Annotated in this window: 18 protein-coding genes, 2 tRNA genes, 3 pseudogenes and 1 CRISPR repeat array; of the genes and pseudogenes, 11 read left to right on the top strand and 12 right to left on the bottom strand. The window is 69.2% G+C overall.

Features of this window, described 5'->3' with window-relative positions; genetic code table 11:
* Positions 1-54: 54 nt before the first annotated feature.
* Both glgX and FHR37_RS04760 read left to right on the top strand, forming a co-directional pair.
* The gene (gene glgX, locus FHR37_RS04765) at positions 55-2,169 is read left to right on the top strand and encodes a glycogen debranching protein GlgX (protein WP_202818355.1); all 2,115 of its coding nucleotides are present in this window, start codon (positions 55-57) and stop codon (positions 2,167-2,169) included.
* A gap of 130 nt (positions 2,170-2,299) precedes the next feature.
* Positions 2,300-2,728 (top strand): RbsD/FucU family protein, encoded by a 429-nt coding sequence (locus FHR37_RS04760; RefSeq protein WP_092888567.1) that lies wholly within the window; start codon positions 2,300-2,302, stop codon positions 2,726-2,728.
* Here FHR37_RS04760 and FHR37_RS04755 read toward each other — a convergent pair.
* From FHR37_RS04755 to FHR37_RS04740, 4 genes are all read right to left on the bottom strand, one after another.
* Positions 2,725-3,582 (bottom strand): PhzF family phenazine biosynthesis protein, encoded by an 858-nt coding sequence (locus FHR37_RS04755; RefSeq protein WP_092888564.1) that lies wholly within the window; start codon positions 3,580-3,582, stop codon positions 2,725-2,727. The genes FHR37_RS04760 and FHR37_RS04755 overlap by 4 nt on opposite strands.
* A gap of 100 nt (positions 3,583-3,682) precedes the next feature.
* The gene (gene clpX, locus FHR37_RS04750; RefSeq protein ID WP_092888561.1) at positions 3,683-4,984 is read right to left on the bottom strand and encodes an ATP-dependent Clp protease ATP-binding subunit ClpX; all 1,302 of its coding nucleotides are present in this window, start codon (positions 4,982-4,984) and stop codon (positions 3,683-3,685) included.
* A 381-nt stretch (positions 4,985-5,365) separates the two neighbouring features.
* Positions 5,366-6,055 (bottom strand): ATP-dependent Clp protease proteolytic subunit, encoded by a 690-nt coding sequence (locus FHR37_RS04745; RefSeq protein WP_237769064.1) that lies wholly within the window; start codon positions 6,053-6,055, stop codon positions 5,366-5,368.
* A 28-nt stretch (positions 6,056-6,083) separates the two neighbouring features.
* On the bottom strand, positions 6,084-6,698 hold the full coding sequence (locus FHR37_RS04740; RefSeq protein ID WP_092888558.1) for an ATP-dependent Clp protease proteolytic subunit: 615 nt from the start codon (positions 6,696-6,698) through the stop codon (positions 6,084-6,086).
* A gap of 225 nt (positions 6,699-6,923) precedes the next feature.
* On the opposite strand from FHR37_RS04740, the gene FHR37_RS04735 reads away from it, so the two are divergent.
* The 3 genes from FHR37_RS04735 to FHR37_RS04725 are packed head-to-tail and all read left to right on the top strand — an operon-like array spanning position 6,924 to position 9,150.
* Complete coding sequence (locus tag FHR37_RS04735) at positions 6,924-7,550, top strand: winged helix-turn-helix domain-containing protein (RefSeq protein WP_092888838.1); 627 nt, start codon at positions 6,924-6,926, stop codon at positions 7,548-7,550.
* Positions 7,547-8,905 (top strand): MFS transporter, encoded by a 1,359-nt coding sequence (locus tag FHR37_RS04730; RefSeq protein ID WP_092888555.1) that lies wholly within the window; start codon positions 7,547-7,549, stop codon positions 8,903-8,905. The genes FHR37_RS04735 and FHR37_RS04730 overlap by 4 nt, the downstream gene beginning before the upstream one ends.
* A 53-nt stretch (positions 8,906-8,958) precedes the next feature.
* Positions 8,959-9,150 (top strand): hypothetical protein, encoded by a 192-nt coding sequence (locus tag FHR37_RS04725; RefSeq protein WP_092888552.1) that lies wholly within the window; start codon positions 8,959-8,961, stop codon positions 9,148-9,150.
* 102 nt (positions 9,151-9,252) lie between these two features.
* Here FHR37_RS04725 and tig read toward each other — a convergent pair whose 3' ends face one another.
* Entirely contained in the window at positions 9,253-10,695 is a 1,443-nt protein-coding gene (tig, locus tag FHR37_RS04720; protein ID WP_092888549.1) for a trigger factor, read from the bottom strand.
* A gap of 179 nt (positions 10,696-10,874) precedes the next feature.
* Positions 10,875-10,948 (bottom strand) — tRNA-Pro (locus FHR37_RS04715).
* Between the two features lie 210 nt (positions 10,949-11,158).
* On the opposite strand from FHR37_RS04715, the gene FHR37_RS04710 reads away from it, so the two are divergent.
* The 5 genes and pseudogenes from FHR37_RS04710 to FHR37_RS04690 all read left to right on the top strand — a co-directional run bounded on the left by FHR37_RS04710 (position 11,159) and on the right by FHR37_RS04690 (position 15,361).
* Positions 11,159-11,232 (top strand) — tRNA-Gly (locus tag FHR37_RS04710).
* Between the two features lie 189 nt (positions 11,233-11,421).
* Positions 11,422-11,900, top strand: a pseudogene (locus FHR37_RS33425) (transposase); the annotation flags it as partial.
* A gap of 779 nt (positions 11,901-12,679) precedes the next feature.
* Positions 12,680-13,279: a hypothetical protein gene (locus FHR37_RS04700; RefSeq protein ID WP_092888545.1), complete on the top strand. Its 600-nt coding sequence runs from the start codon at positions 12,680-12,682 to the stop codon at positions 13,277-13,279.
* 112 nt (positions 13,280-13,391) lie between these two features.
* Complete coding sequence (locus FHR37_RS04695) at positions 13,392-14,408, top strand: IS481 family transposase (protein ID WP_179770983.1); 1,017 nt, start codon at positions 13,392-13,394, stop codon at positions 14,406-14,408.
* Between the two features lie 46 nt (positions 14,409-14,454).
* Positions 14,455-15,361 (top strand): annotated as a pseudogene (locus FHR37_RS04690) (IS5 family transposase).
* A gap of 80 nt (positions 15,362-15,441) precedes the next feature.
* Here FHR37_RS04690 and FHR37_RS04685 read toward each other — a convergent pair.
* Positions 15,442-18,762 (bottom strand): tetratricopeptide repeat protein, encoded by a 3,321-nt coding sequence (locus FHR37_RS04685; protein WP_179770982.1) that lies wholly within the window; start codon positions 18,760-18,762, stop codon positions 15,442-15,444.
* Positions 18,763-19,399: 637 nt separating this feature from the next.
* Here FHR37_RS04685 and FHR37_RS04680 point away from each other — a divergent pair.
* A complete protein-coding gene (locus FHR37_RS04680) occupies positions 19,400-20,446 on the top strand; it encodes an IS110 family RNA-guided transposase (RefSeq protein WP_179770981.1) in 1,047 nt (348 codons plus the stop codon).
* Between the two features lie 112 nt (positions 20,447-20,558).
* On the opposite strand, the gene FHR37_RS31290 is transcribed toward FHR37_RS04680, so the two are convergent.
* From FHR37_RS31290 to cas6e, 5 genes and pseudogenes are all read right to left on the bottom strand, one after another.
* Positions 20,559-20,837 (bottom strand): hypothetical protein, encoded by a 279-nt coding sequence (locus tag FHR37_RS31290; RefSeq protein ID WP_237769142.1) that lies wholly within the window; start codon positions 20,835-20,837, stop codon positions 20,559-20,561.
* Positions 20,838-20,900: 63 nt separating this feature from the next.
* Positions 20,901-21,278: pseudogene (locus FHR37_RS33420) on the bottom strand (DUF3987 domain-containing protein); the annotation flags it as partial.
* Between the two features lie 164 nt (positions 21,279-21,442).
* Positions 21,443-23,120: direct repeats of the CRISPR family, unit length 29 nt; unit sequence CGGATCACCCCCGCGTACGCGGGGAGCAC.
* Positions 23,121-23,170: 50 nt separating this feature from the next.
* On the bottom strand, positions 23,171-23,566 hold the full coding sequence (gene cas2e, locus FHR37_RS04670) for a type I-E CRISPR-associated endoribonuclease Cas2e (RefSeq protein WP_092890795.1): 396 nt from the start codon (positions 23,564-23,566) through the stop codon (positions 23,171-23,173).
* Complete coding sequence (gene cas1e / locus FHR37_RS04665; RefSeq protein WP_092890792.1) at positions 23,566-24,540, bottom strand: type I-E CRISPR-associated endonuclease Cas1e; 975 nt, start codon at positions 24,538-24,540, stop codon at positions 23,566-23,568. The genes cas2e and cas1e overlap by 1 nt, the downstream gene beginning before the upstream one ends.
* Positions 24,537-25,265 carry a type I-E CRISPR-associated protein Cas6/Cse3/CasE gene (gene cas6e / locus FHR37_RS04660; protein WP_092890789.1) on the bottom strand — a complete coding sequence of 243 codons (729 nt, stop codon included), beginning with the start codon at positions 25,263-25,265 and terminating at the stop codon, positions 24,537-24,539. Before cas6e ends, cas1e begins: the two co-directional genes overlap by 4 nt.
* Between the last annotated feature and the right edge of the window lies 1 nt (position 25,266).

The raw sequence follows: 25,266 nt of genomic DNA, 5'->3' as shown, positions 1-25,266 counted from the left end.
GGCGGTCTGGATGATCCGCGCCCGCCGCGTCGGCGGACCGGCGAGGATGAGCAGGTGAGCACACCATTCCAGACCCAGTGGTGGCCCGACGGTGGCCCGCCGCGCGGTGCGACCTACGACGGATCCGGCGTGACGTTCGCCCTCTGGGCGCCGATGGCCGAACGCGTCGAGGTCTGCCTGTTCGACGACCACGCCACCGAGCGCCGGGTTCCGCTCACCGACCTGTTGTTCGGGGTGTGGTCGGGCCGGGTTCCCGGCCTGCACCCGGGCCAGCGGTACGGCTACCGCGTGCACGGGACGTGGGACCCCTACACCGGTCACCGGTTCAACGGCGCGAAGCTGCTGGCCGACCCGTACGCCCGGGCGATCACCGGTGAGGCCGACGACCACGCCGCGGTGTTCGGGCACGTGGCCGGCGGCGACGACACGGTGCGCGACGACCGGGACTCCGCGCCGTACGTCCCGCGTTCGGTAGTCGTCGACCCGACGTTCGACTGGGGCGAGGACCCGCGGCCGTACGTGCCGTGGAGCGACACGGTGCTGTACGAACTCCACGTACGCGGGGCGACGATGCGGCACCCGGACGTGCCGCCGGAGCTGCGCGGCACCTACGCCGGGCTCGCACACCCTTCCGTGCTGGGTTATCTGCGCGACCTCGGCGTCACCACCGTCGAACTGCTCCCCGTCCACCACTTCGTCAGCGAGTTCGTGCTGCGCGGGCGCGGCCTGTCCAACTACTGGGGCTACAACACCCTCGGCTTCTTCGCACCGCACGCCGGCTACGCCAGCGGCGGCACCGAGGGGCAGCAGGTCGCGGAGTTCAAGCAGATGGTCAAGGCGATGCACGAGGCGGGCCTGGAGGTGGTGCTGGACGTCGTCTACAACCACACCGCGGAGCAGAACGAGTTCGGCCCGACGTACTCCTTCCGCGGCATCCACAACATCGCGTACTACCGGCTGGACGGCGGCGGGCGGCGATACCGCGACCTCAGCGGCACCGGCAACACCCTCAACCTGCGCCACCCCGACATCGTGCGGCTGGTCCTGGACTCGCTGCGCTACTGGGTGCAGGACATGCACGTGGACGGCTTCCGGTTCGACCTCGCGCCGATCCTCACCCGCGGCGTGGGCGACGTGGACATGGCGGGCGCGTTCCTCGCCGCGGTCGGCCAGGACCCGGTGCTGTCGCGGGTCAAGCTGATCGCCGAGCCGTGGGACCTCGGATTCGACGGCTACCAGGTGGGCGGGTTCCCGGCGCCGTGGTCGGAGTGGAACGACCGTTTCCGCGATGCCGTACGCGAGTTCTGGGCAGGTTCGGCCGACGGCGTCCGCGACCTCGCGTCCCGGCTGTCGGGGTCCAGCGACCTCTACCGCCGCAGCGGGCGGCGGCCGTTCGCGTCCATCAACTACGTCACCTCGCACGACGGGTACACCCTGCGCGACCTGGTGAGCTACGTCGACAAGCACAACGAGGCCAACGGCGAGGCCAACGACGACGGGCACAACGACAACCGGTCGGTCAACTTCGGGGTGGAGGGCGAGACCGACGACCCGGAGGTTGTCAACCTGAGGTTGCGGCAGGTACGCGGGCTGCTCACCACCCTGCTGCTCGCGACCGGTGTGCCGATGCTGATGGCGGGCGACGAGAGCGGGCGTACCCAGCACGGCAACAACAACGCCTACTGCCAGGACAACGAGATCTCCTGGCTGGACTGGGCCGACGAGCAGACCTGGCCGCAGCTGCGCGACACCGTGCGCGCACTGCTGCGGATCCGGCGCGAGCACCAGGTGTTCCGCCGGCCGCACTTCTTCCACGGCCGGCTGGACCCGGCCGGCGGGCGGCGCGACGTCGGCTGGTTCGCGCCGTGGGGTGAGGAGATGGACGACGAGGCCTGGCACGACTCGTCCCTGCGCACCCTCGGGATGTTCCTCGCCGGAGAGCACACCGCACGGACCGCGCCGAGCGGTGAGCCCGTACGCGACGACTCGTTCCTGCTGTGGCTGCACGGCGGGGACGCCCCGGTCGACGTCACCCTGCCCGGGCCGCCGTGGGCGATGGCGTACTCCGTCGTACTCGACACCAGCGACAGCCTGGGCACCGACCAGGTGACAGCCGGGGAGCACCTGCGACTCGCCCCGCACACGGCGGTGGTCCTGCGCGCGGTGTGATCGGCGGCCGGTCCCGGGAGGGTGCCGCGGGCCGACCGCGGACAGGGCGCGACCACCGGGCCGGTAGCCCGGCTGCGGGCGGTTTCCACCCGTTATAGTCCGAGGCCGAAGCCGACGAAGAGGTGTGTCCATGCTGCGCTACACCCTGATCCACCCCGAGATCCTGGCCGCGCTCGCGTCGGCCGGGCACGGCTCGCGGGTGCTGATCGCCGACGGGCACTACCCGTTCGCCACCGCGGCGGGCCCGAACGCGACGCACGTCTTCCTCAACCTGTCCCCCGGCAAGCTGTCGGTCACCGACGTGCTGGCCGCGCTGGTGGACGCCGCGCCGATCGAGGCGGCCGCGGTGATGCAGCCGCCGCCGGACCAGCCGACGCCCGCGATCTTCGCGGAGTTCGGCGACCTGCTTCCGGCCGGCACCCCGGTGGAGCGCCTGGACCGGTTCGACTTCTACGACGCGGCGAAGACCGACGACGTGGCCCTGGTCATCGCCACCGGCGAGCAGCGGACGTACGCCAACCTGCTGTTGACACTCGGCGTCGCCTCGGGCCAGCCCTAACCGGGTAGCCGGATCTCCCCCGCGGCCACCGGCGCCACCTGCCCGGTGACCCTGGTCTCGTACGCCTGCCCCGCCTGCGCGCGCACCACGCAGTCCAGCCGGGACGGCCGGCCCAGCTCCGCGCCCTGGACCACGGTGTAGGTCGTCTCGCCCTCGCCGGGCACCAGGCCGTTGCCGACCAGCCACACCCCGAGCGCCAGTGCGGCCGAACCGGTGGCGGGGTCCTCGGCGACGCCGAGTTCGGGCGCGAACAGCCGGGCGTGGGCCTGGCGCCGCTCGTCGTCCCAGGAGAAGAGATAGACCTTCTTCACGCCCTGGGCCCGGGCGGCCGCCAGGTCCAGGCTCGCGCGGCCGACGGCGTCGTCGGTGACGGGAAGGAGCACGTGCTCGTGGCCGGCGGCGGCGTTCTGGGCGGGCGGGCCGAGCAGGTCGGCGAAGCCCAGGCCGGCGGCGGCGAGCAGCGGTCCGGGGTCGACCGTCGCGCCGAGCACCGGCCTGCCGCCGGTGATGGTGGCCAGATCGCCGTCGATGTGCACCGCCAGGTTGCCGGCTCCGCACTCCTGGACGACGTCGCCTGCACGGATCCGGCCGAGGCGGGCCAGCGTCGCCGCCGTCCCGACGCTCGGGTGTCCCGCGAACGGCAGCTCGGCGCCCGGGGTGAAGATGCGCACGCGGTAGTCGCCGCCGTCTCGCGGCGGGAGCACGAACGCGGTCTCGGAGAGGTTGAACTCCTTGGCGAGCGTCTGCATCGCCTCCCCGCTCAGTCCGTCGGCGTCCAGGACGACGGCGAGCGGGTTGCCGGCGTAGGGGCGGTCGGTGAAGACGTCGACGATCTCGTACGGTCTGCTGGGCATGGGTCCCATGATCGCAGCCTGGTTCGCGCCGCGGTCAACGAGTTTGCCGTCGCCCGCCCATCACCGCGGTCGACGGCACAGCCCCACGGGCCGCATGCCGTCAGGCCGACTTCTCGCGGCGCTCCCCGTTGCGGGACTTGCGACCTGGCTGCTCGCGCGGGACCAGCGTCGGGTTGACGTTGTCGAGTACGACCTCGCGGGTGACGATCACCCGGGCCACGTCGTCTCTGCTGGGCACTTCGTACATCACGTTGAGCAGGACTTCCTCGATGATCGCCCGGGTGGCCCGCGCGCCGGTGCCGCGCAGCAGCGCCTGCTCGGCGATCGCCTCCACGGCGTCCTCGCTGAACTCCAGCTCGACCCCGTCGATCTCGAACAGCTTTTGGTACTGCTTGATGAGCGCGTTGCGGGGCTCGCTGAGGATGCGCATCAGTGCCGGGCGGTCCAGCGGCTGGACGGTCGCGATCACCGGGAGCCGGCCGACGAACTCGGGGATCAGCCCGAACTTCAGCAGGTCCTCGGGCATCACGTCGGCGAACGTGTGCTCCTTCTCCCGGTCCTCCCGGGTGCGCACGTTGGCGCCGAAGCCGACGCCCTTCTTGCCGACGCGCTGCTCGATGATGCGCTCCAGGCCGGCGAACGCGCCTCCGACGATGAACAGCACGTTGGTGGTGTCGATCTGGATGAACTCCTGGTGGGGGTGCTTGCGGCCACCCTGCGGCGGCACGCTCGCGGTGGTGCCCTCCAGGATCTTCAGCAGCGCCTGCTGCACGCCCTCGCCGGAGACGTCACGGGTGATCGAGGGGTTCTCGCTCTTGCGGGCGATCTTGTCGACCTCGTCGATGTAGATGATGCCCGTTTCGGCCTTCTTGACGTCGTAGTCGGCGGCCTGGATGAGTTTGAGCAGGATGTTCTCGACGTCCTCACCGACGTAGCCCGCCTCGGTGAGCGCGGTGGCGTCGGCGATCGCGAACGGCACGTTGAGCATCTTGGCCAGCGTCTGGGCGAGGTAGGTCTTGCCGCAGCCGGTGGGGCCGATCAGCAGAATGTTGGACTTCGCCAACTCGACCGGCTCGTCCTTGGCGTGGCGGCCGCCGCCGGAGAGCCCGGACTGGACGCGTTTGTAGTGGTTGTACACCGCCACCGACAGCGCCTTCTTGGCGGCGTCCTGGCCGACGACGTACTGGTCGAGGAACTCGAAGATCTCCCGCGGCTTGGGCAGTTCCTGCAGCCCTACCTCGGAGGACTCGCTGAGCTCCTCCTCGATGATCTCGTTGCAGAGGTCGATGCACTCGTCGCAGATGTAGACGCCCGGACCTGCAATGAGTTTCTTGACCTGCTTCTGACTCTTCCCGCAGAACGAGCACTTCAGCAGGTCGCCGCCGTCACCGATGCGTGCCACTCCGGACGTCTCCTTAGGTTGCTCCACCCGATACTCGGGCGTGTGTCGAACCTGCCTCGGACCCGGGCGGGTCGCCTGCCTGGTCGCCGCCCCGGCCTTGTGGGCCCGTCAGCCGCGCACCTGAGAGTACAGAGAACGACGGTACCCCGTTCTCGCCGCGAACGGTCGTGTTCAACCTCGCGATGTGTACGCCCCTGGCGAAATCGGGAACTCCCGACTGTCCCGGGCCATCACCGCAGCGTGGCCGACGGCGCTGGTCAGCAGGGGCATACCCGCTCGGAGCCGGCCGACCCGCGGCAGTCGCGCACCGGCATGTCGCCGGAACGGATCCGCGGGTCGGCACGGGCGTGTTGCGTTCGGCCACGAGGCCTGCGCCTGGGCCTAGACCTCGACCAGGCTCTTCTTGCGGCTGAGCAGCACCTCGTCGATCAGGCCGTACTCGACCGCCTGCTCGGCGCTGAGGTACTTGTCCCGCTCGATGTCGCGGGCCACCTCCTCCAGCGGCCGGCCGGTGTTCTCCGAGATCATCTGCTCGAGCATCCCGCGCATGCGCAGAATCTCGTTGGCCTGGATCTCGATGTCGCTGGCCTGTCCGTAGCCGCCCTCGGTGTAGGGCTGGTGGATGACGATCCGGCTGTGCGGGAGCGCGGACCGCTTGCCCTGGGCGCCGGCCGCCAGCAGCACCGCCGCCGCGGACGCGGCCTGGCCGAGGCAGACCGTGTGCACGTCGGGGGTGATGTAGCGCATGGTGTCGTAGATCGCGGTCAGCGCCGTGATGGAGCCGCCGGGACTGTTGATGTAGATCTGCACCTCGCGCTCGGGGTCCATCGACTCAAGGCACAGCAGCTGGGCCATCACCGCGTTGGCGATGTCGTCGCTGATCGGCGTGCCGAGGAAGATGATGCGGTCCTCGAACAGCTTGGCGTAGGGGTCGATCTGGCGGTAGCCGTAGGGAGTGCGCTCCTCCCAGCGCGGGATGAAGTAGTCCGCGCGCGGCAGCCGCTCGGCCGGGGTGGCGAGCCCGGGGGTCGTCAGGCCCGGCGTGGGGAGGGGCGGTGGGGTCGTGGGCATGTGCTTCTTCCTCCAGGTAGCTGCCGGGTCAGGAAACGGGTCCGACGGAGGTGACCTCGCCGGCGTACTTCACCACGTGGTCGATGAAGCCGTACTCACGGGCCTGCTCCGCGGTGAACCACCGGTCGCGGTCGGAGTCGAGCTCGATCTGCTCGAACGTCTGGCCGGTGTGCAGGGCCTGCAGCTCGTTGAGGCTCTGCTTCAGGTGCAGGCTCTGCTGGGCCTGGATCTTGATGTCGGACGCCGTTCCGCCGAGACCGCCGGACAGCTGGTGCATCATGATGCGCGAGTGCGGCAGCGCGTAACGCTTGCCCTTGGTGCCGGCGGCGAGCAGGAACTGTCCCATGGACGCGGCGAGGCCCATCGCGACGGTCGCCACGTCGTTGGAGATGAACTGCATCGTGTCGTAGATCGCCAGACCGGAGTCGACCGAGCCGCCCGGGCTGTTGATGTACAGCCAGATGTCCTTGTTGGGGTCCTCGGCGTTGAGCACGAGCATCTGCGCGCAGATCGCGTTGGCGTTCTGGTCACGGACCTCGGATCCGAGGAAGATGATCCGTTCCTTGAGTAGCCGCTGGTAGATGTGGTCATCGAGGCCGCCCTGGCCGTTCGGGCCCTGCGCCTCCTGCGCGTATTCGTTCACGTCCTCCGCCTACGTCCTCGTGACTCGTGGGTGGCGTACGGGCGCTGTTCGGTCCGTACGCCTTGGAACCTGCCACCGACCCTAGCCAACCCCGCCCCCGTTACCCCGAGGCAGCCGCCGGTGTTCGCTCACGGCGCAGATTGACGAGCGAGGGAATACCCCCATGCGGACGGTAACCGCAAATAGGTCTTTGCAAACCTTTCTTTGCGGTCTACTGTGTCGGTCATGTCCGAACCTCCCGACTTCGACCCGGCGCGCGACCGCGCCCTCGACGCCACGTCCCTGCGCGGGCTGGCCCACCCGGTCCGGGTGCAGATGCTCGGCCTCCTCCGCACCGAGGGCCCGGCCACCGCCACCCGGCTCGCCGCCCGCCTCGGGCTGAACTCCGGCGCCACCAGCTACCACCTGCGCCAGCTCGCCGCGCACGGCTTCGTGGTCGAGGCCACCGACCTCGGCACCGGCCGGGACCGCTGGTGGCGGGCTGCCCACCGGTCCACGTGGTACGACATGCGGGCCGCGACCGACGACCCGGACGCCGGCGACGCGTACCTGCGAAGCGTCGCCCGGATCTACGCCGACACCCTGCTACGCGCCGTGGACGAGCGGGCGACGCTGCCGCAGGAGTGGCAGGACGTCAGCACCATGAGCGACTTCGTCCTCCAGCTCACCCCCGCCGAGGCGGACCGGCTGAGCGCCCAGATCCTCGAGGTGCTGCGGCCCTACCGGCGGGCCGACCCGGAGGCGCCGGCGCCCGAGGGCACCGCGCCGACGACGTTCCAGTTCGGCCTCTTCCCGCTGCCCGGCGCGCTGGGTGGCGCCGGTCCCGACCCGGACCCGGCGGAGGAAGCATGAGCACCGCCGGCACCGAGGCCACGGCCCGGCCACGCTCCCGGCGCGGTCTCGTCGGCCTGCTCACCTCCCAGGCGATCTCGCTCACCGGCACCAGGATCTCGGCCATCGCGCTGCCATGGTTCGTGCTGGTGTCCACCGGCAGCGCCACCAAGACGGGCATGGTGGCTTTCTGCGAGATGGCTCCGTACGTCGTCGTCAAGGCGCTGACCGGCCCACTGGTGGACCGGCTCGGTCCGCGCCGGGTCAACGTCACCGGCGACCTGGTCAGCGCCGTGCTGGTCGGGGCGATCCCCCTGCTGCACCTGCTCGGGCTGCTGCACTTCGGCGTCCTGCTGGCGCTGGTCGCGCTGCTGGGCGCCATGCGCGGCCCGGCCGACTCCGCCAAGGAGGTGCTGATCCCCGACGTGGTGGCCGACGCGCAGGTGCCCACCGAACGCGTCACCGGCCTCACCGGGACGATCGAACGCCTCGCCTCCACCATCGGGCCCGCGGTGGCCGGCGCGATCGTCGGGCTGCTCGGCCCGCTGAGCGCGCTGGTGCTCGACTCTGTGTCGTTCGCCGTGTCCGCGGCGATCATCGCCACGACCGCGCCACGCCGGCACGTCACCGAGGAGGACCACGAGGAGGAGTCGGTCGGCGGCTACGTCCACCAGCTACGCGAGGGGTTCGACTACCTGCGCCGCGAACGCCTGCTCCGGTCGATCATCGGCATGGTCGCGGTGACGAACCTGCTGGACGCGGCGATGTTCGCGGTTCTCCTGCCGGTGTGGGCGCGCGACTCCGGCCGTGGTCCGGCCGCGATCGGTCTTGTCGCCGCGGTGATGAGCGCGTTCGCGGTGGGCGGCAGCCTGCTGGCCGCGACGTTCGCACATCGGCTGCCCCGGCGGACGACGTACCTGCTGGGCTACTTCATCGCGGGTGCCCCGCGGTTCGTCGCACTCGCCCTCGGCGCGCCGGTCTGGCTGGTGCTCGGCGTGCACGCGGTGGCCGGGTTCGGCTCCGGGTTCATCAACCCGATCATCGGCGCCGTGGTCCTCGAACGAATCCCGCGCCGGCTGCTCGGCCGGGTCAACGCGCTGGGTGACGCGGTGTGCTGGGCCGGCATCCCGTTCGGCGGGCTGCTCGGCGGCGCGCTGATCGGGCTGGTCGGGCTGTCCCCGGTGATGCTGGTGTTCGGCGGGATCTACTTCCTCGTCACGACCCTGCCGGGGCTTCGGCCGGAGTGGCACGAGATGGACCGGCAGCGAGCGGCGGCCGCGCTCGAGGAGGCCGAGGCCGAGGCCGACCGGTTCCCGACCGCCGGCGGCCCGGGTCCCACCGCCGGGGTCGGTACGGACTCGGGACGGATCACCTGACCCGCAACCCGACAACAACTCGACACAACCCGAAACTGAGTGAGTGACGCACCATGAGCACGTTCCCTGTGTACGAACTGGCGCAGCAGCGCCAGGCCGAACTCCGCGCCATAGCGGCAGGACACCACGCCACAGCCGTGCGCACCGCGGGCAAGCCCACCTTGCGGCCCTGGGTCGTCCGGCTCCTCCGCGGGCTGGCCGACCGGCTGGAGCCGGTCGCCACCCGCCCCCGCAGCGTCGGATGACGTGGCCGCCGTTCAGAACCCGTACCGCCCGGAAACGACTGTCGCCCCGGTGCCGGCCTGTGGGCCGGCGTCCGGGGCGACAGTGTGACGTACTCGGGGACCTCAGGACTCCGACTTCTCGCCCTCGCCCTGCTCGCCCTCGGTCTGCGCGGCCTCGGCGGACTCCTCGGCGGCCGGAGCGGACTCCGCGCCCTCGGCCTCCTCGGACCCCTCCTCGGCGTACGTGCCGTCCGCCTGCAGGCGGCTCAGCTCGACCGGGTTGCCGGACGCGTCGGTCACCACGGCCTGCTCGACGATGAAGCCGAGCGCCTTGCCGCGGCGTACCTCACGGACCAGCGTGGGGACGTAGTTGTTCTGGACGACCTGCTGGATGTACTCGTCCGGGCTCACGCCGGCCTGCTGCGCCCGCTGGAGCAGCGCCTGGGTGAGCTCGGGCTCACTGACGTTGAGCTCCTCGGTGTCGGCCACCTTGTCGAGCACGAACTGCGACCTGAGCGCCTCCCGGGAACGCTTGTCGAGGTCGGCGACGAACTCCTCCTCGGTCTGGCCCTCGCTCTGGAGGTACTGCGCCTCGGTCGCGCCCATGTGCTGCAGCTGGTGACCGATCGCCTCGCGCCGCGCCTGGATCTCGTCGGTGACGGCACCCTCGGGAACGGGCACCTCGACCTGCTCGAGCAGCTTCTCCAGCACGTTGTCGCGGGCCTCCTGGGCCTGCTGGAGCCGCTTCTGCCGGACCAGCCGCTCGCGCACGTCGGCGCGCAGCTCGTCCAGGGTGTCGAACTCACTGGCCATCTGGGCGAACTCGTCGTCCAGGTCGGGGAGCTTCTGCTCCTTCACGGCGTCGACCACCACGGTGACGTCGACGTCCTGACCGGCGTACTCACCGGAGGCGAGCTGGCTGACCCACGTCTCCGACTCACCGGCCGACTTGCCGGTGACCGCCTCGTCGAGGCCCTCCAGCATCGAGGCGCTGCCGATCTTGTAGCTGAGCCCGGTCGCCTGGGCGTCCTCGATCGGCTGCCCGTCCTTGCTGGCGGCCAGGTCGATGGTGAGGAAGTCGCCCTCCTCTGCGGCCCGCTCGACGGTGCTGAGCGAACCGAACCGCTCCCGCAGGGAGGTCAGCTGCTCCTCGACCTCCTCGTCGGTCACCTCGGAGTCGGCGACGCTGACCTCGATGCCCTTGTACTCGGGCAGGGTCACGTCGGGTCGCACGTCGACCTCGGCGGTGAAGGTCAGGTCGGCGCCGTCGGCGAAGTTGGTGACGTCCACCTCGGGCTGGCCGAGCGGCTCGACGTCGTTCTCCTGCAGGGCGCTCACGTAGAGCTGCGGGAGGGCCTCGTTGACGGCCTGTTCGAGCACGAACTCCCGGCCGACCCGCTGGTCGATGATCTGGGGAGGAATCCTGCCCTTGCGGAAGCCGGGGATCGTCACCTGCTTCGCGATCTCACGGTAGGCGGTGTCGAGGCTTGTCCTGAGCTCCTCGAAGGGCACCTCGACGGTCAGCCGAACCCTGGTGGGGCTCAAGGTCTCGACGGCGCTCTTCACGATCGTGAATCTCCTCGGATGCGGCGTGGATCGCCCGAATGCGCCAGCCGGCGCTCGCAGGCTCGGGACCTCGGGACGGCCGATGGTGGACGTACCCGACGCGCGTGGCAGTGTACGCCAACGGCCGGCGTGCCCAGCCGCCGCGGTGAGCGCGACGGGGGCACGCCGTACGTCGTACGTCGGGGAGGGGGGATTTGAACCCCCGGCCTTCGGCACCCAAAGCCGACGCGCTGCCAAGCTGCGCCACTCCCCGCCGACACGTTCCGGCACCGGACCCGCCCCGGACGCATGCGGCCGGGCCGGCTCGGGCGGAACGTGAGACATCTTGCACCACCCCGAGCGCACCGGGATGGGCTGGCACTACGCTTACTTCGCGGTGCCGCCCGGAGTTTAGTCCACGGACCACGACGGGTGAGTCACCGAGCCGGTCTGTGCGGGGTCATGGGAACATGGACCGGCACACGCGGGTGTAGCTCAATGGCAGAGCTCCAGCCTTCCAAGCTGGTCATGCGGGTTCGATTCCCGTCACCCGCTCCACCGCAGAAGGCCCAGGTCAGAGTCGCTACCGGCTCGACCTGTGTCTTTTCATCTCACCTCCTGACCGCCCATCGGGCCACCGACGGGCCACTAGGCGTTTGCCATCGCTACTGGCATAGAGATCGCGCTGAGCGTCAAACCGGCCGACGTGGCGACCCCGCGGAAGGCTGGCCACAGCATCAGGATGTCTTGCGGCGAGCGGCGGACGTAGACCGCCGGTTCGTGCAGGACCAACTGGCTGCCGCCTCGCCGGACCTGCTGCGTGACCTGCTGTCGACGTTCATCTACGCACTGATTGGCGCCGAAGCCGAGGCGGTCTGCGCCCTCACGAGCGTGGTGGCGACCTGCTACCTGGTGGGGTGTCGACGTGGCGGATGGAGAAACTCGTCGAGCAGCTCGGGCACCCGACCCCAGGACGCTGGCCCTACGCGTTCGCTCCGATGGACGCCCTGATGCTGAAGGTCCGCGAGGGTGGCCGGGGCGTGGGGGTGCATGCACTCGTCGCGACCGGTGTCAACGCCGACAGACATCGAGAGACCCTCGGCATCGACGGCACCTCCGCCGAAGACGGCGCCGGCTGGCTGGGGTTCCTGCGCGGCCTGGTCACCCGCGGCCTGTCCGGTGTGCCGTTGGTGACCTCTGATGCCCACGCCGGCCTGGTTGCAGCGGAGCGGGCCCATGGATCCATGGAATAGGTCGCGGCACACTCTCCGAACGTGGATGTTGACACTTGGCGTGGAGACAAGTTCCGTTGACGTCAGGTGATCGGTGCGGTGTCAGGCACTTCTACTCCAAGGGACGCCTACGCCTGCCACAACGGCGCCGCGCCACGGCCAGTTGGTTCTTTAGCCGGGCCCGGCCCCGGCTCTCATGCACCGGCAACCGCCAAACTCAACGCTGTTCTCCACCGCATTGCGCTAACTAAACGCGCTGGTGTACCGACGCCGAAGACATGATCGCCAGACGAGCTACTTCTGGTGACAGCGGTTGGGAAGCCCTACGGATCCTCAAACGAGATTCGCTGCCCGCGCAGCTTTGACAAAACCGGACAGCAGTGCTGAACCGCTCCTAGGCTCCTCGTTGTGAGCATCCAAGAACCCGGGAACACCACGCCTGGACACGACACCTCGGTGCGATACGCGCAGGAGCCCTTGCCTGAGTCGACCCTAGACCGAACGCGGTGGAGCGACTGGGGCTACACCGCTGAAGATCTGCGCACCTACTACGCCAAGGGCCCGTGCCCGACATGTGCAGCGGAGGTCCAAGGACATTTCCGGGATCGACCAATGCCTCCAGAGGGACAGGGCGGGGGCGAAAAGCTCAGGCACGCTGCCCCGACCATGGAGATCCAGATTCCGGTGACCTGCCGCTGCGGCTCCGACCACGGCAACGCCGGCGGCTCCGGCTGCGGACGGTTCTGGCTCTATACCGTTTCAAGGGTCACGTCATGAACCAACCCGCGGGCACGGACTTGCCCAGCCGCGAGGACCTCGACGCCTACGACGTTCTTGAACACAACGACGACGACCGCCTTCAAATCGTGCGCGGTCGCGCGGAGAAGTGGCTCGGTGCGCTGAGCGCCTTCACGGGGCTGATCGGAACAGTGTTGATCATCAAGGGTCCCGAGTCGACAAGCGACCTCGCGACTCCGTTCAAGATCGCCGTGGCGGCGCTGATCACACTCGCGCTTGCCTGCTTACTCTTCGGCACCTACCGTGCCTACGCGAGCGCTTACGGCGATCCCGACCGACTCAACACGATCGATCCGCAGCCTATCGTTGGCCTTGCGACCAGGCTTGCCGAGGCACGTGGCAAAGCGGCGGCCAACGTCCTAAAACACCTTAGCCAGGCTGTCGCCGCCGCGCTGGCGGCGGTTGTGCTGCTTGCCGTCGCGATTGGTATCACGTGGTTCGCCCCGTCCTCCGGGACGGCTAGCTACAAGATCATGTGCCTCGCCTTCGGAAACCGGACCGTCGCTGCGATTCCGGGAGATACCGTGGCCGTAAAGATGCTGTCACCCAAATTAAAGGTCAGTACTTGCCCCTAGGTGTTGTGGCTCATGAGGTTGTTGACGGTGGTCGGGGTGTGAGGGAGGGGTAGATCGCCGGTCGGCAGGATGGAAGTGCGACCAACCGTCCTCCGAAAGGGATCTACCCCTCGTGTCCCACGCTAGCGCCCCGTTGACTGCTGCCGGCCGGCTGCGTCTTGTCACCCGCTGCCAGACCCGCCCGATCGCCCACGTGGCCGCCGAGGCCGGCGTGTCGCGGCAGTGTCTGTCGAAGTGGGTGAACCGCTACCGGGCCAGCGGCGACGCCGGTCTGCTCGACCGGTCCTCCGCGCCGCATTCCTCCCCGTCCCAGACCCCGGATGGGGTGGTGGAGCTGATCGAGACCTGGCGCCGGGAGCACAAGTGGTCCGCCCGCAAGATCGCCGCCGAGCTCGCCCACCGCGGCCACCGGGTCTCTGTCGCCACCGTGGGCCGGTGGCTGGCCCGCCTGGGTCTCAACCGGCGCCGCGACCTGGACCCCACTGGCGCGTCGAACCGGCGGCCGGAGCGGATCACCGCCCGCTATCCGGGGCACATGGTGCACCTGGACGTGAAGAAGGTCGGCCGGATCCCCGACGGCGGCGGCTGGCGGGCCCACGGACGCGGCAGCGACGCTGACCGAGCCGCCCAGCGCGCCAAGGCCAAGAAGAAGGGCGCAGCCAAGGCTGGCTACGTCTACCTGCACTCGGCGGTGGACGGGTTCTCCCGACTGGCCTACACCGAACACCTGACCGATGAGACCGCGAAGACGTCGATCGGCTTCTTCCACCGGGCCCGTGCGTTCTTCGCCGACCACGGCATCGTCCGGATCACTCGCCTGGTCACAGACAACGGTGCGAACTACCGGGCCGGGGCGTTCGTGCGGACCGCGACAGCATTCGCCTCACGTCACCAGCGCACCCGCCCCTACACACCACGCCACAACGGCAAAGTCGAGAGATACCAGCGCACCCTCGCCGAAGAACTCCTCTACGCCCGGGTGTGGACCAGCGAAACCCAACGCGCACAGGCGATCCAGGTGTGGAACATCCACTACAACTACCATCGAGCCCACACCGCCGCCGGCGACCAACCACCCGCCTCACGCCTCCGGCAGACCGTCACCAACGTCATGACCCGCAACACCTAGGGCGTGTCTCCTGAATGTCGGTCTTCCGGGCTGCGATGGTTGACCGATGTCGCGTTCAGCCGTGCTGTCCGATGCCGAGTGGGAGCTGATCGAGCCCTTGATGCCGTCCTCGGACGGCAAGCGGGGCAACAGGTTTCGGGAGCACCGCACGATCGTGGAGGGTGTCGTGTACCGGTTCCGGACCGGCATCGCCTGGCGTGACCTGCCGGAGCGGTTCGGGCCGTGGCAGACGGTCTGGAAGCGGCATCGCCGGTTCTGCGGCGACGGCACTTGGGACCGGATCCACACCGCGCTGCTCGCGCACGCCGACGCGGCCGGTGACATCGACTGGTCGGTCAGCGTGGACTCGACGATCAACCGCGCGCACCAGCACGGCACCAACCTGACCAGGCCCGCCACTGGCACAGGGGGAGCTGTCGAATCACACGAATCTGCGGATCGAGCCGGCTGACCACGCCATCGGCCGCTCCCGCGGAGGCCTGAGCACGAAGATTCACCACTTGTGCGACGGCAAGGGCCGCCCGCTCGTGCTGCTGCTCGGGCCCGGCCAGGCCAACGACTCGCCGATGTTCGCGAACCTGCTCAAGGCGATTCGCGTACCCAGGCAGGGTCGAGGGCGCCCGCGGACCCGACCCGACGCGGTCCTGGCGGACAAGGCGTACTCCTCCCGCGGCAACCGGGCGCTGCTGCGCTCCCGTGGCATCACCGCGGTGATCGCCGAACCGTCCGACCAGACAGGAAACCGCAAACGCAAGGGCTCCAAGGGTGGCCGACCACCGGCGTTCGACGCCGAGGCGTACAAGGGGCGCAACGTCATCGAGCGTTCTTTCAACGTCCTGAAGCAGTGGCGAGGCTTGGCCACCAGGTACGACAAGCTCGCCCTGACCTACCGCGGCGGCGTCGTGCTCGGCGCGATCATCACCTGGCTACGCGAACTGGGAGACACGCCCTAGTTGGCAGGTAAGGAGCAGGCCGAGACAGGTAGGTCTCTGAGGTCGGTCGGTAGCCCCCTCCTCGAGCCTCGGCTGAGATTTCATTCGATCGTGCCGGTCAGGTAGGCGATGCTGTTGCGGGTGGTGAGGGTGTCGGGGTGGTCGCGGCCGAGGACCCGTTCCCGGTCGGGCAGCAGTTGCCGTAACAGGCGCAGCGCCTCGTCCGGTTGGCCTGTCACGCCGGTCCAGTGAGCGATGTTGCCGCGGGTGATGAGGGTGTCGGGGTGGTCGCGGCCGAGGACCTGTTCGTGGTCGGGCAGCAGTTGCCGTAACAGGCGCAGCGCCTCGCTCGGGTCACCGGCCTCGCCGGTCCAGCTGGCGACGTTGCCGCGGGTGATGAGGGTGTCGGGGTGGTCGCGGCCGAGGACCCGTTCCCGGTCGGGCAGCAGTTGCCGAAACAGGCGCAGCGCCTCGCTCGGGTCACCGGCCTCGCCGGTCCAGCTGGCGACGTTGCCGCGGGTGGCGAGGGTGTCAGGGTGGTCGCGGCCGAGGACCCGTTCCCGGTCGGGCAGCAGTTGCCGAAACAGGCGCAGCGCCTCGCTCGGGTCACCGGCCTCGCCGGTCCAGCTGGCGACGTTGCCGCGGGTGATGAGGGTGTCGGGGTGGTCGCGGCCGAGGACCCGTTCCCGGTCGGGCAGCAGTTGCCGAAACAGGCGCAGCGCCTCGCTCGGGTCACCGGCCTCGCCGGTCCAGCTGGCGACGTTGCCGCGGGTGGCGAGGGTGTCAGGGTGGTCGCGGCCGAGGACCCGTTCCCGGTCGGGCAGCAGTTGCCGAAACAGGCGCAGCGCCTCGCTTGGGTCGCCCGTCTGCCCGGTCCAGCTGGCGATGTTATTGCGGGTGGTGAGGGTGTCGGGGTGGTCGCGGCCGAGGACCCGTTCCCGGTCGGGCAGCAGTTGCCGAAACAGGCGCAGCGCCTCGCTCGGGTCACCGGCCTCGCCGGTCCAGCTGGCGACGTTGCCGCGGGTGGCGAGGGTGTCGGGGTGGTCGCGGCCGAGGACCCGTTCCCGGTCGGGCAGCAGTTGCCGAAACAGGCGCAGCGCCTCGCTTGGGTCGCCCGTCTGCCCGGTCCAGCTGGCGATGTTATTGCGGGTGGTGAGGGTGTCGGGGTGGTCGCGGCCGAGGACCCGTTCCCGGTCGGGCAGCAGTTCTCGGTACAGGCGCAGCGCCTCGCTTGGGTCGCCGGTCTCGCCGGTCGAATGGGCGATGTTGTTGCGGGTGGTGAGGGTGTCGGGGTGGTCGCGGCCGAGGACCCGTTCCTGGTCGGGCAGCAGTTGCCGTAACAGGCGCAGCGCCTCGCTTGGATCGCCAGTCTGGGCGGTCCAGTAGGCGATGATGCTGCGGGTGGTGAGGGTGTCGGGGTGGTCGCAGCCGAGCGCGTCAAGGATGACGGATGCCCAGGTGGTCCAGCGAGTGAGGTTTACGCGCGGGACAGGGTCATCGCGGGTCAGGTCAGCGACCAGGCTGTCGTCGCGTCCGGCTTCGTGGCGATGGCGGGGGCCGACATCGAATGCGTAGGTGAGCAGCGGGTCATCGCGGTAGCTGCCGGGGGTGTGCTTGGTTGCCGGGGCCTGTTGGTCGAGGGCGTGGATGATCGCGGCATGCACCGCGGGCGCCGCCGGGGTCCCGGGGCGCGGGTGGGTGGTGAGGTAGTCGCCCAGGGTCTGGTGGAACAGTCCGAGATGTTCGTCGGCCCGCCCGGTGTTGGAGCGGTCCAGCAGCCGGTGCAGGTCGACGTCGCCGAGCAGCAGGTACAGGTCGGCGCGGGTCAGCGGCTGGCCCAGGACGACGAGGGTGGCGTGCAGCAGGTCGAACGGGAGCACAGGCCCGGTCCCCGCGGCCGCGAGCAACGCCATGACCACGTCAACCACACCACCGTGTCGGGTCCGGATCTGGTCCAGCAGCTGGGTGTAGAGAGCCGCCTGGTCCTCCGGGAAGCCCGCGCCTCCCGCGACGCTGCTGACGGTGGTAGCAGCAAGATCAAGCACCAGCCAGTTCCCGGCCGCCACTTGCACCAGCCACTCCACGGTCCCGGGATCCAGCACGCCGCGCGCGTGCAGGTAGCGGGTCGCGGTGTTCACATCGAGGACCGGCATGTCGACGACGGCGTCGACGCCGCCCAGGGCAGGCACACTACGACCGACCAGCACCAGCTTCACGTGGCCCAGCGCCGGGTCGTCGACGAGTGCCTGGAGCGCGTGCAGAACCTCGGGATAGCCGGGCTGGCCCTCGAGCTGGTCCAACCCGTCCACGAGCAGCCGGACCGGATCGGGGTACAGGCTGAGCGGCCCGGTGAGCCGCTGCCACGGATCCAGGTCATCCCACCGTGCGGCGTTAGCCTGCCAGTACCGGCGCGCGACTTCAGGGAACCAGGCCAGCTTCTGCAGCTGCCCCCGCAACGTGGCGGCCAGCTCCGGCACGGAGGATGCCACCGCCATGAACCCGACGGCATGCACCAGTCCCAGCGGCACCTTCTCCACGCTGGCCGGCGGGTGCCGCAGCGCCGCCGCCAGCGTCGACTTCCCCGCCCCTGGACCCCCGACCACCGCAGTGACCCGATGGGCTCGGATTGAATCGGTGACCATGTCCACCGCGAAGGTCACGTAGCTCTCTGTCAGCCGCAGCAGCAGCGTCTCGGTGCCCGCATCCACACCCAGCGCGGCCCCCAGCTGGCTAGCCCGCCGGTTGCGGGCTACGAACAGCACCGGATTGTGGCTTTCGAACCCACCCAGCCGCGGCGCCTGGTCCTGGCAGCCCGTCAGCACCGGCTCCAGGTCGCTGGCCAGCAGGTCCGGCACTAGCGCCCTGCGGGGGTGCTCGGCCACGTCCAGGCCCTGCCCGAGCACCTGGACCAGCGTCTTGGTGAAACACCCATCCCACGCCGGCTGGTCCCCCGAAGAACCCAGCCACGCGGACAGCAGCCCGCCTTGCACCCCGCTCCAGGCGTCCACCTGCTGCTTGGCCCACGACGCGTAGCACGCGTCCACCAGCAGTACCAGACCCACGATGTTAGGTAGATGGTTGCGCCGTCGCCGGATCAGTTCATAGGGGTCCCAGCCGTTGCTCTCCGGCTCGGTGTCCACCGGCTTGGCGACCGTGTCCCAAACATGCAGCAGATGCCGTGCCGGCGCCGCGGGATCGTCCTGGTGCCGGCTGCCGTGCCCCACGAAATGCACCACCAGCACTGCCTGCAGCTCATCGGCCTGCTGCAAAGCCGCCAACAACGCCGCATCCGCGACCGCCTTCGTCGGGTTCAGCAGCAGCCCGGGAGCCGACTCACACTTCACGGACACCGGCGCACACCCACCCGGCCCGTCCACCAGCAGATCAAGTAACCCCAGGACCAGCCGCTGCCGAGCCGGCAAGCCGGCCGGCTCCACAGGACCCGGGGCGTCCGGCAAGAACGACAGCGGCCGACCCAACGCCGCGCACTGCGAACCCACCACCAACACCAACCGCCGGTCCCCCATAACTCCCAAACCTAGAACGGACAGAGCGCCTGAAACAGTCAAACAATCAAACCGAGGCACCGGCACGCACCGGGTCTGCGGGTGGTGTGGACGTGGAAGACTCTCGCTCGCATGGGGCCGGCTACCGCGGGTCCTACTCAGAGGGACACGCTGTTGTGGAGGCCTTGTGTCGACGACACCGTGCCCGGCACGCAAGCCCGCATCCACCTACTCCTTCACCCGGGCCGTGTCCCCTGAGTCAGGATTTGCGAGCCGTCGTCGGTCCTCCAAGAGAGCTCGAACAGTCATCATCTGCGCGTCCAAGGCGTCAGCGATACACCACTCTGCTCAGTGTCAAGGTGACGTGCAGGGCTCGGCTGGCTCGCTCCACCACTCTGTGCCGTTGGTGGCCATGTCCAGTTGTGCGGCCGTCCGGGTCCTGCTGGACCGGCCGGCGTGGCTTGATAGGAGCGTGGCGTCGCCCCAACTGAGCTGTGCCCACCGGCCGGTCCTGTCACCCATCACCGAATGAAGAGAACGGGAGACAGGTTCCATGGTCGTACTCGGAATCGATGCTCACAAGCGCAGCCACACCGTCGTCGCGGTCGACGACCTCGGTCGTAAGCTCGGCCAACGCACGACTGGAACAACCACCGACGATCACCTGGCCATGCTGACGTGGGCAGAGCAGTTCGGCGACGAGAGGATGTGGGCGGTCGAGGACTGTCGCCACCTGTCCCGACGCCTCGAACGAGACCTGCTCGGTGCAGGGGAACGCATCGTGCGCGTCCCTCCCAAGCTGATGGCTCATGTCCGCGACAGCGCCCGCAGCTACGGTAAGTCCGACCCGATCGACGCATTGGCGGTTGCGCGAGCGGCCCTACGCGAGCCGAACCTGCCGACCGCGCGTCTGGACGGGCCTGCACGCGAAGTCAGGCTGCTGTTAAGCCACCGCGACGACATGGTCGCCGAACGGACCCGTGTGATCAACCGCCTTCGCTGGCACCTCCACGAGATCGACCCGTCCTGGCAGCTCCCGCCCCGCACTTTGTGGAGGCCGAAGAACCTTGCCGGCGTCACCGCTCGCCTGATCGGCATCGATGGGCTGGTGGCCCGACTTGCCCGAGACCTCGTGGACCGCTGCCGCGACCTCACCGCGCAGATCCGTGCGCTCGACCGTGAACTCGAACCGCTGGTATCCCGCCTGGCGCCGAACCTGCTTGAGCTGCCCGGGTGCGCGATCCTGACCGCCGCAAAGATCATCGGAGAGACCGCCGACGTCACACGGTTCCGCTCCCGGCACGCCTTCGCACGCCACAACGGGACCGCCCCCGTCCCGGTCTGGTCCGGCAACCACGAACGGCATCGGCTATCCCGCATCGGCAACCGACAACTCAATGCCGCTCTGCACCGCATCGCAATCACCCAGGCCCACTACCACCCACAGGCACGAGAGTTTCTCCAACGACGACGGACTCAAGGCGATACCAAGACAGAGTCGATCCGTGCCCTCAAACGACGACTCTCCGACGTCGTCTACCGTGCCCTGCAAGCCGACGCCAACATCAACCACGACCCGGCCGTGACGGCCGCCGCTTGACATAGGAGCAACTGGACGCCACTGATCGTTGCCGGCTTCGCGTCGCCTCAGCTTGCTTGGCTTCTGCCTGTGCTCGGCGCCGCTGGTTGCGGTTGCTATAGCGAGCGCTCAGTCATTGCGGCTCTCCCTGCAAGGCGGTGCGGTGGGCGGGGTGGATGAAGTACGTGGGACTGGGCTTGCGCCCTGGCCGGTTGCCGGGTGGTGGGTCGGGTCCTCGGCGGATGTGACCGTGGGTTTCGAGGGTGTCGAGTGCAGGTTGGAGATCGGGGACCTTGGCGAACGTGCCGCGGTTGGCGCGGTAGGCGTCGCGGATGGTGAAGCTGGCTTCGCCGTTGCGGCGGATCCAGGTGAGGAGGGTCCGGGCGTCCTCGATGGTGGGGTCGGCGCCCATGTGGTCGTAGGCGGCGTAGGCGTGGGCGGCGTAGTAGCGGCCGATCTGTTCGGCGGCCTGCCAGGTGTCGGCGGTGATGGGGTGTGCCCAGCCGTCGGTGAGGTGGGTGGCGAGGTGGATGAGGCCGGCGATGCGGGCGGTGGCGCCGACCCATTTGCCGTACCAGTCGCGGGCGTGGCTCCACTCGGCGCCGGCGGCGAGCTTGGGTTCGGTCTCGGCCTCCAGGGCCAGGACGAGCTCGCCGGCTTCGGGGGTGAGGGTGAGTACGGCGGGATCGGTCCAGTCGGCCAGGGAGCGGGTCAGCGCGGCGAGGTTGGTTTCGTAGGCCTCGGCGACGTCGGCGGGTACGGGTGGTGGGCCGATCTGTCGGCGGCCTACCAGGTCCTCGGGGAGGGCGTAGAGGATGCGGCCGAGGAGGCCTTTCCCGCGGCCGCCCGGGATGTTGGCGATCTCGCGGAGTACGTCGGGTTGGAGCGCCAGGCCGAGGGTGAGGGCGGGGTGGCATTGGACCCAACTGCCAGATTAACCTCGGCGGAACAGGCCGGAGCCAACGGCGTCGGCCGTTTCTGGCAATAGCGTCAATTGCGTCCAAGTCCAAAGGGTCACGGATCACCCCCACATACGCGGGGAGCACGGCGCCGCTGGCCTACGTGTGGGACGACCACGACGGATCACCCCCGCGTACGCGGGGAGCACGGCTTGGCGACTTCCTGCCCCCACATCGGGTCCGGATCACCCCCGCGTACGCGGGGAGCACGCAGAGCTCGAGCGTCGGCGGGAACGCAACAACGGATCACCCCCGCGTACGCGGGGAGCACCCGAGGTCGTAAGGGTTCCACCGGTAGCAGGCCGGATCACCCCCGCGTACGCGGGGAGCACGCGACCACGGGCGCCGGTGCGACCGGCGGATCCGGATCACCCCCGCGTACGCGGGGAGCACGTGCGCTTTGGCGACCTCGGCGGCCTCTGCGGCGGATCACCCCCGCGTACGCGGGGAGCACGGTCGAGGCGCCTGACGCCGAGAGGCTCGGCGCGGATCACCCCCGCGTACGCGGGGAGCACGAGTGACCGCCCGCGCGGCCGAGGTGATCGGCCGGATCACCCCCGCGTACGCGGGGAGCACCGGCGCACTGCGTCGGACAGGCGGTCCCAGTTCGGATCACCCCCGCGTACGCGGGGAGCACGGCCTGATCCTGCTGTTCGAGAAGAACAAGACCGGATCACCCCCGCGTACGCGGGGAGCACGTTCCCGAACGTCACTGTGCGCACCGCCGGCGCGGATCACCCCCGCGTACGCGGGGAGCACGTCAGCGCGTTGGGCGCACTCGGGGCGCTGTCAGGATCACCCCCGCGTACGCGGGGAGCACTCTCCCAGCCCCAGGAGGGCACCCGCATGGCACGGATCACCCCCGCGTACGCGGGGAGCACCCCGTCTCCAGGGTGTCCACCATGTCGCGGTCCGGATCACCCCCGCGTACGCGGGGAGCACGCTCGGCAACGGCGGCACCGACCCGCAGGCCTTCGGATCACCCCCGCGTACGCGGGGAGCACTAGCAGTGGCGCAGCACGTGATGCCCCGTGATCGGATCACCCCCGCGTACGCGGGGAGCACAGGCCGCGCTGTCGGAGCAGGACAGCGCCAGCCGGATCACCCCCGCGTACGCGGGGAGCACGGGCTCTCCATGACCGCTATCCAGGACTACGACGGATCACCCCCGCGTACGCGGGGAGCACCTGCTCTGCGGGGTGACGGGGTTACGCGGGAGCGGATCACCCCCGCGTACGCGGGGAGCACCTCCCGGGGCGGGCGGGATGGGCGCGGTTCAACGGATCACCCCCGCGTACGCGGGGAGCACGTCAGCGGCGACACCTGGTCGGCGTGCCTGAACGGATCACCCCCGCGTACGCGGGGAGCACAACCTCTCTAACGCCGCGGTGTTCCGGTTGGAGGGATCACCCCCGCGTACGCGGGGAGCACGCGTTTCCGGTGGTGCTTCCCTTGCCGCGGTACGGATCACCCCCGCGTACGCGGGGAGCACGCTTCGATCTCGTGCCGGGCCTGGCAGTCGTTCGGATCACCCCCGCGTACGCGGGGAGCACAACCGGCGCCAGGACTACGTCCGACTCTTCGGCGGATCACCCCCGCGTACGCGGGGAGCACAGGGTGGACAGGGTTTCCTTCATGGCGGCGATCGGATCACCCCCGCGTACGCGGGGAGCACTCGTGTTTCCTGATCGAACTGGGCGCGAACGACGGATCACCCCCGCGTACGCGGGGAGCACACTTCTTGACCTGCGGGTTTGCTATGGCTCGTGGCGATTCTCAATCACTTTCAGGGCCCCTTCCCTGGAGATGGGGGTGTGCTGGTGCGACGGGCTGCCTGCTTTCCGAAGCGCTTCCGTTTAACTGCCTTGCTCCAGCCGGTCCGGCCACTCGACGGTGACGCCAAGTCGTGACTGGGCGGGCGGCGGATGAGCATGACACCGTCGTAGTCGACGGGTTTCCAATGATGTTCGTGGACCTTGAACTGGAGCCGTTGCTCGCCGTCGGTGCTGTACACCATCAGCGCTCGACCTTGCCCGGATAGCTCGATGACGCGTGCCCACATGAGGTCACGGACTCTGGACGTCACGTTGCCGACGAAGACGCCGGCGGAGATCTCAAGAAGCCACCGCGTGAGGTGGCCGCGAAGGCCTGCAGGGCAGGCTGTCAGGACGATGACGGTCATCAGAAGTCGACCTCGTCGTCGGATTCGTACGCGTAGTTTGTACCGCCCTCGATCGGCGCTACCTTCTCGTCCCACAGTCTGACGATGCTTGTCTCGAGGTGTTCCTGCCCGTTGGTCACCGGATCCTCCTCCGACAACAGCAGGCGCCGGATATCGCGCACGCATCGCTGAAGGAAGAGACCATCGTGGAGCCGCCCACGCACGGCTCGACGAGTCTCGCCCGCGACTTCGGCGGGCACTGATGCTGCAATGTCGAACGCGATCGGAATGGTCATCTCCGCCTTGTACAGGTCGGCGACGTCGTAGACGAACGAGCGTTCATGGCCGGTGTGGACGAACCCGAGGCCGGGAGCACAACCGAGCGCCACGATCACGGCGTGGCACACCCCGTAGAGGCTGGTATGCGCCGCGGACAGGGCCTGGTTGACGACATCTCCGGACGCGAAGTTGTCCATGTCGTAACGACGGCTTTCCCAGCTGACGCCGGTCCGCTCGGCGTGCTCGCGGTACAGCCGGCGGACGCGGACGCCTTCTCGACCACGCAACTGCTGCATCGTCAGCCCGGCGACGTCTTCCTCGTCGGGGAACCGCAGGGCGTACATGGCCCGGGCGACGGCCAGGCGGCGGTCTCGGTGAGAGACCGCCGCCGCTTGAGCTTCGAGCAACCTTGTGGAGTTCGCGAGCGATCGACCGTGGGCGTAGTAGCGGACTCCGCGTTCACCGACCCACACAGCGGTCGAAGCGCTCTCCGCCAGGAGCATCATGGCCTGGTGGGTGACTCTGGTGCCTGGCCCGATCAGCAGGGCACCGAGGGAGGCCGCCGGTATGTGCACCGTTCCTCGTTCGTCGGTTGCGGTGATCGCGTTGCTGTCACGGTGGACGATGCAACGTTCGACGTAGATGAACGAGAGCCTGTCCTGCGCCCGGACGAGTTCAGGCAGCCGCGGTGGCGGCGTTCCGGGCGGGCCTGTCATTCGGTCGGCGCCACGGTTAGCAGACCACACCCGTAGGCCTTGCCGTGCCCTAGGCCGGACATCATGACGCGGCGTAGCGCGTCCGGGTCGACGACCTCCAGCCGGCCGTCGTAGGTCGCTTGGCGGATCGTCACCCGCGAGCCGTTGCGCTGGAAGTTGAGGGTGGACCGTTCGCGAATGATCACGTCCGGTTCATCCATGGTTCCGAGCAGGACACGGAATCCGTTTCGTTCGGCACGTTGCAGCAGCCAGTCGTGCTGTTGGCTGACGGTCACGTGTCCGAACCGCTGGGACGACCGATTCTTCCCCTCCGACTGGTCTGCACCTGCCTTAGGGTCGGGCTGCTCAGCAGGCTTCTCCTTCGTGGTGTCGGGCCTTGGTTTGGTTCCGCTGCGGGCCGGGTTGGCGGTGAGGCGGAAGGCCCAGTGCTGGCCCCGTTCGAGTGTGGCCAGGAACTTGTCGTACGGGCGGGTCTGCCAGGTCTGAATGGTGGGCCATCCAGCCTGCTCCATCAAGTGCGTCAGGTCGGGCGCTGTTGGGCTCGAGATGTACAGCAGGACCTCGTGGGCGCCGGAGCGGTCGAGCCGCCACAAGACCCTGCCGTCGGCGTGGTCCTGGCGCGACGGGAAGCCGTTCAGTACCGCGGCGTGCATCGCCTGCGGTGAAGTCAGCAGCCGACGCGCGTCGCGACGTTGCGGATTGATCTGGAAGCGGGTGAGGAACACC

This window comes from Actinopolymorpha cephalotaxi (genome assembly GCF_013408535.1).
In the GTDB taxonomy this organism is placed as follows: domain Bacteria; phylum Actinomycetota; class Actinomycetes; order Propionibacteriales; family Actinopolymorphaceae; genus Actinopolymorpha; species Actinopolymorpha cephalotaxi.
The sequence above is the reverse complement of the archived record's forward strand: the minus strand, read 5'-3'. Positions and strand labels throughout refer to the sequence as shown.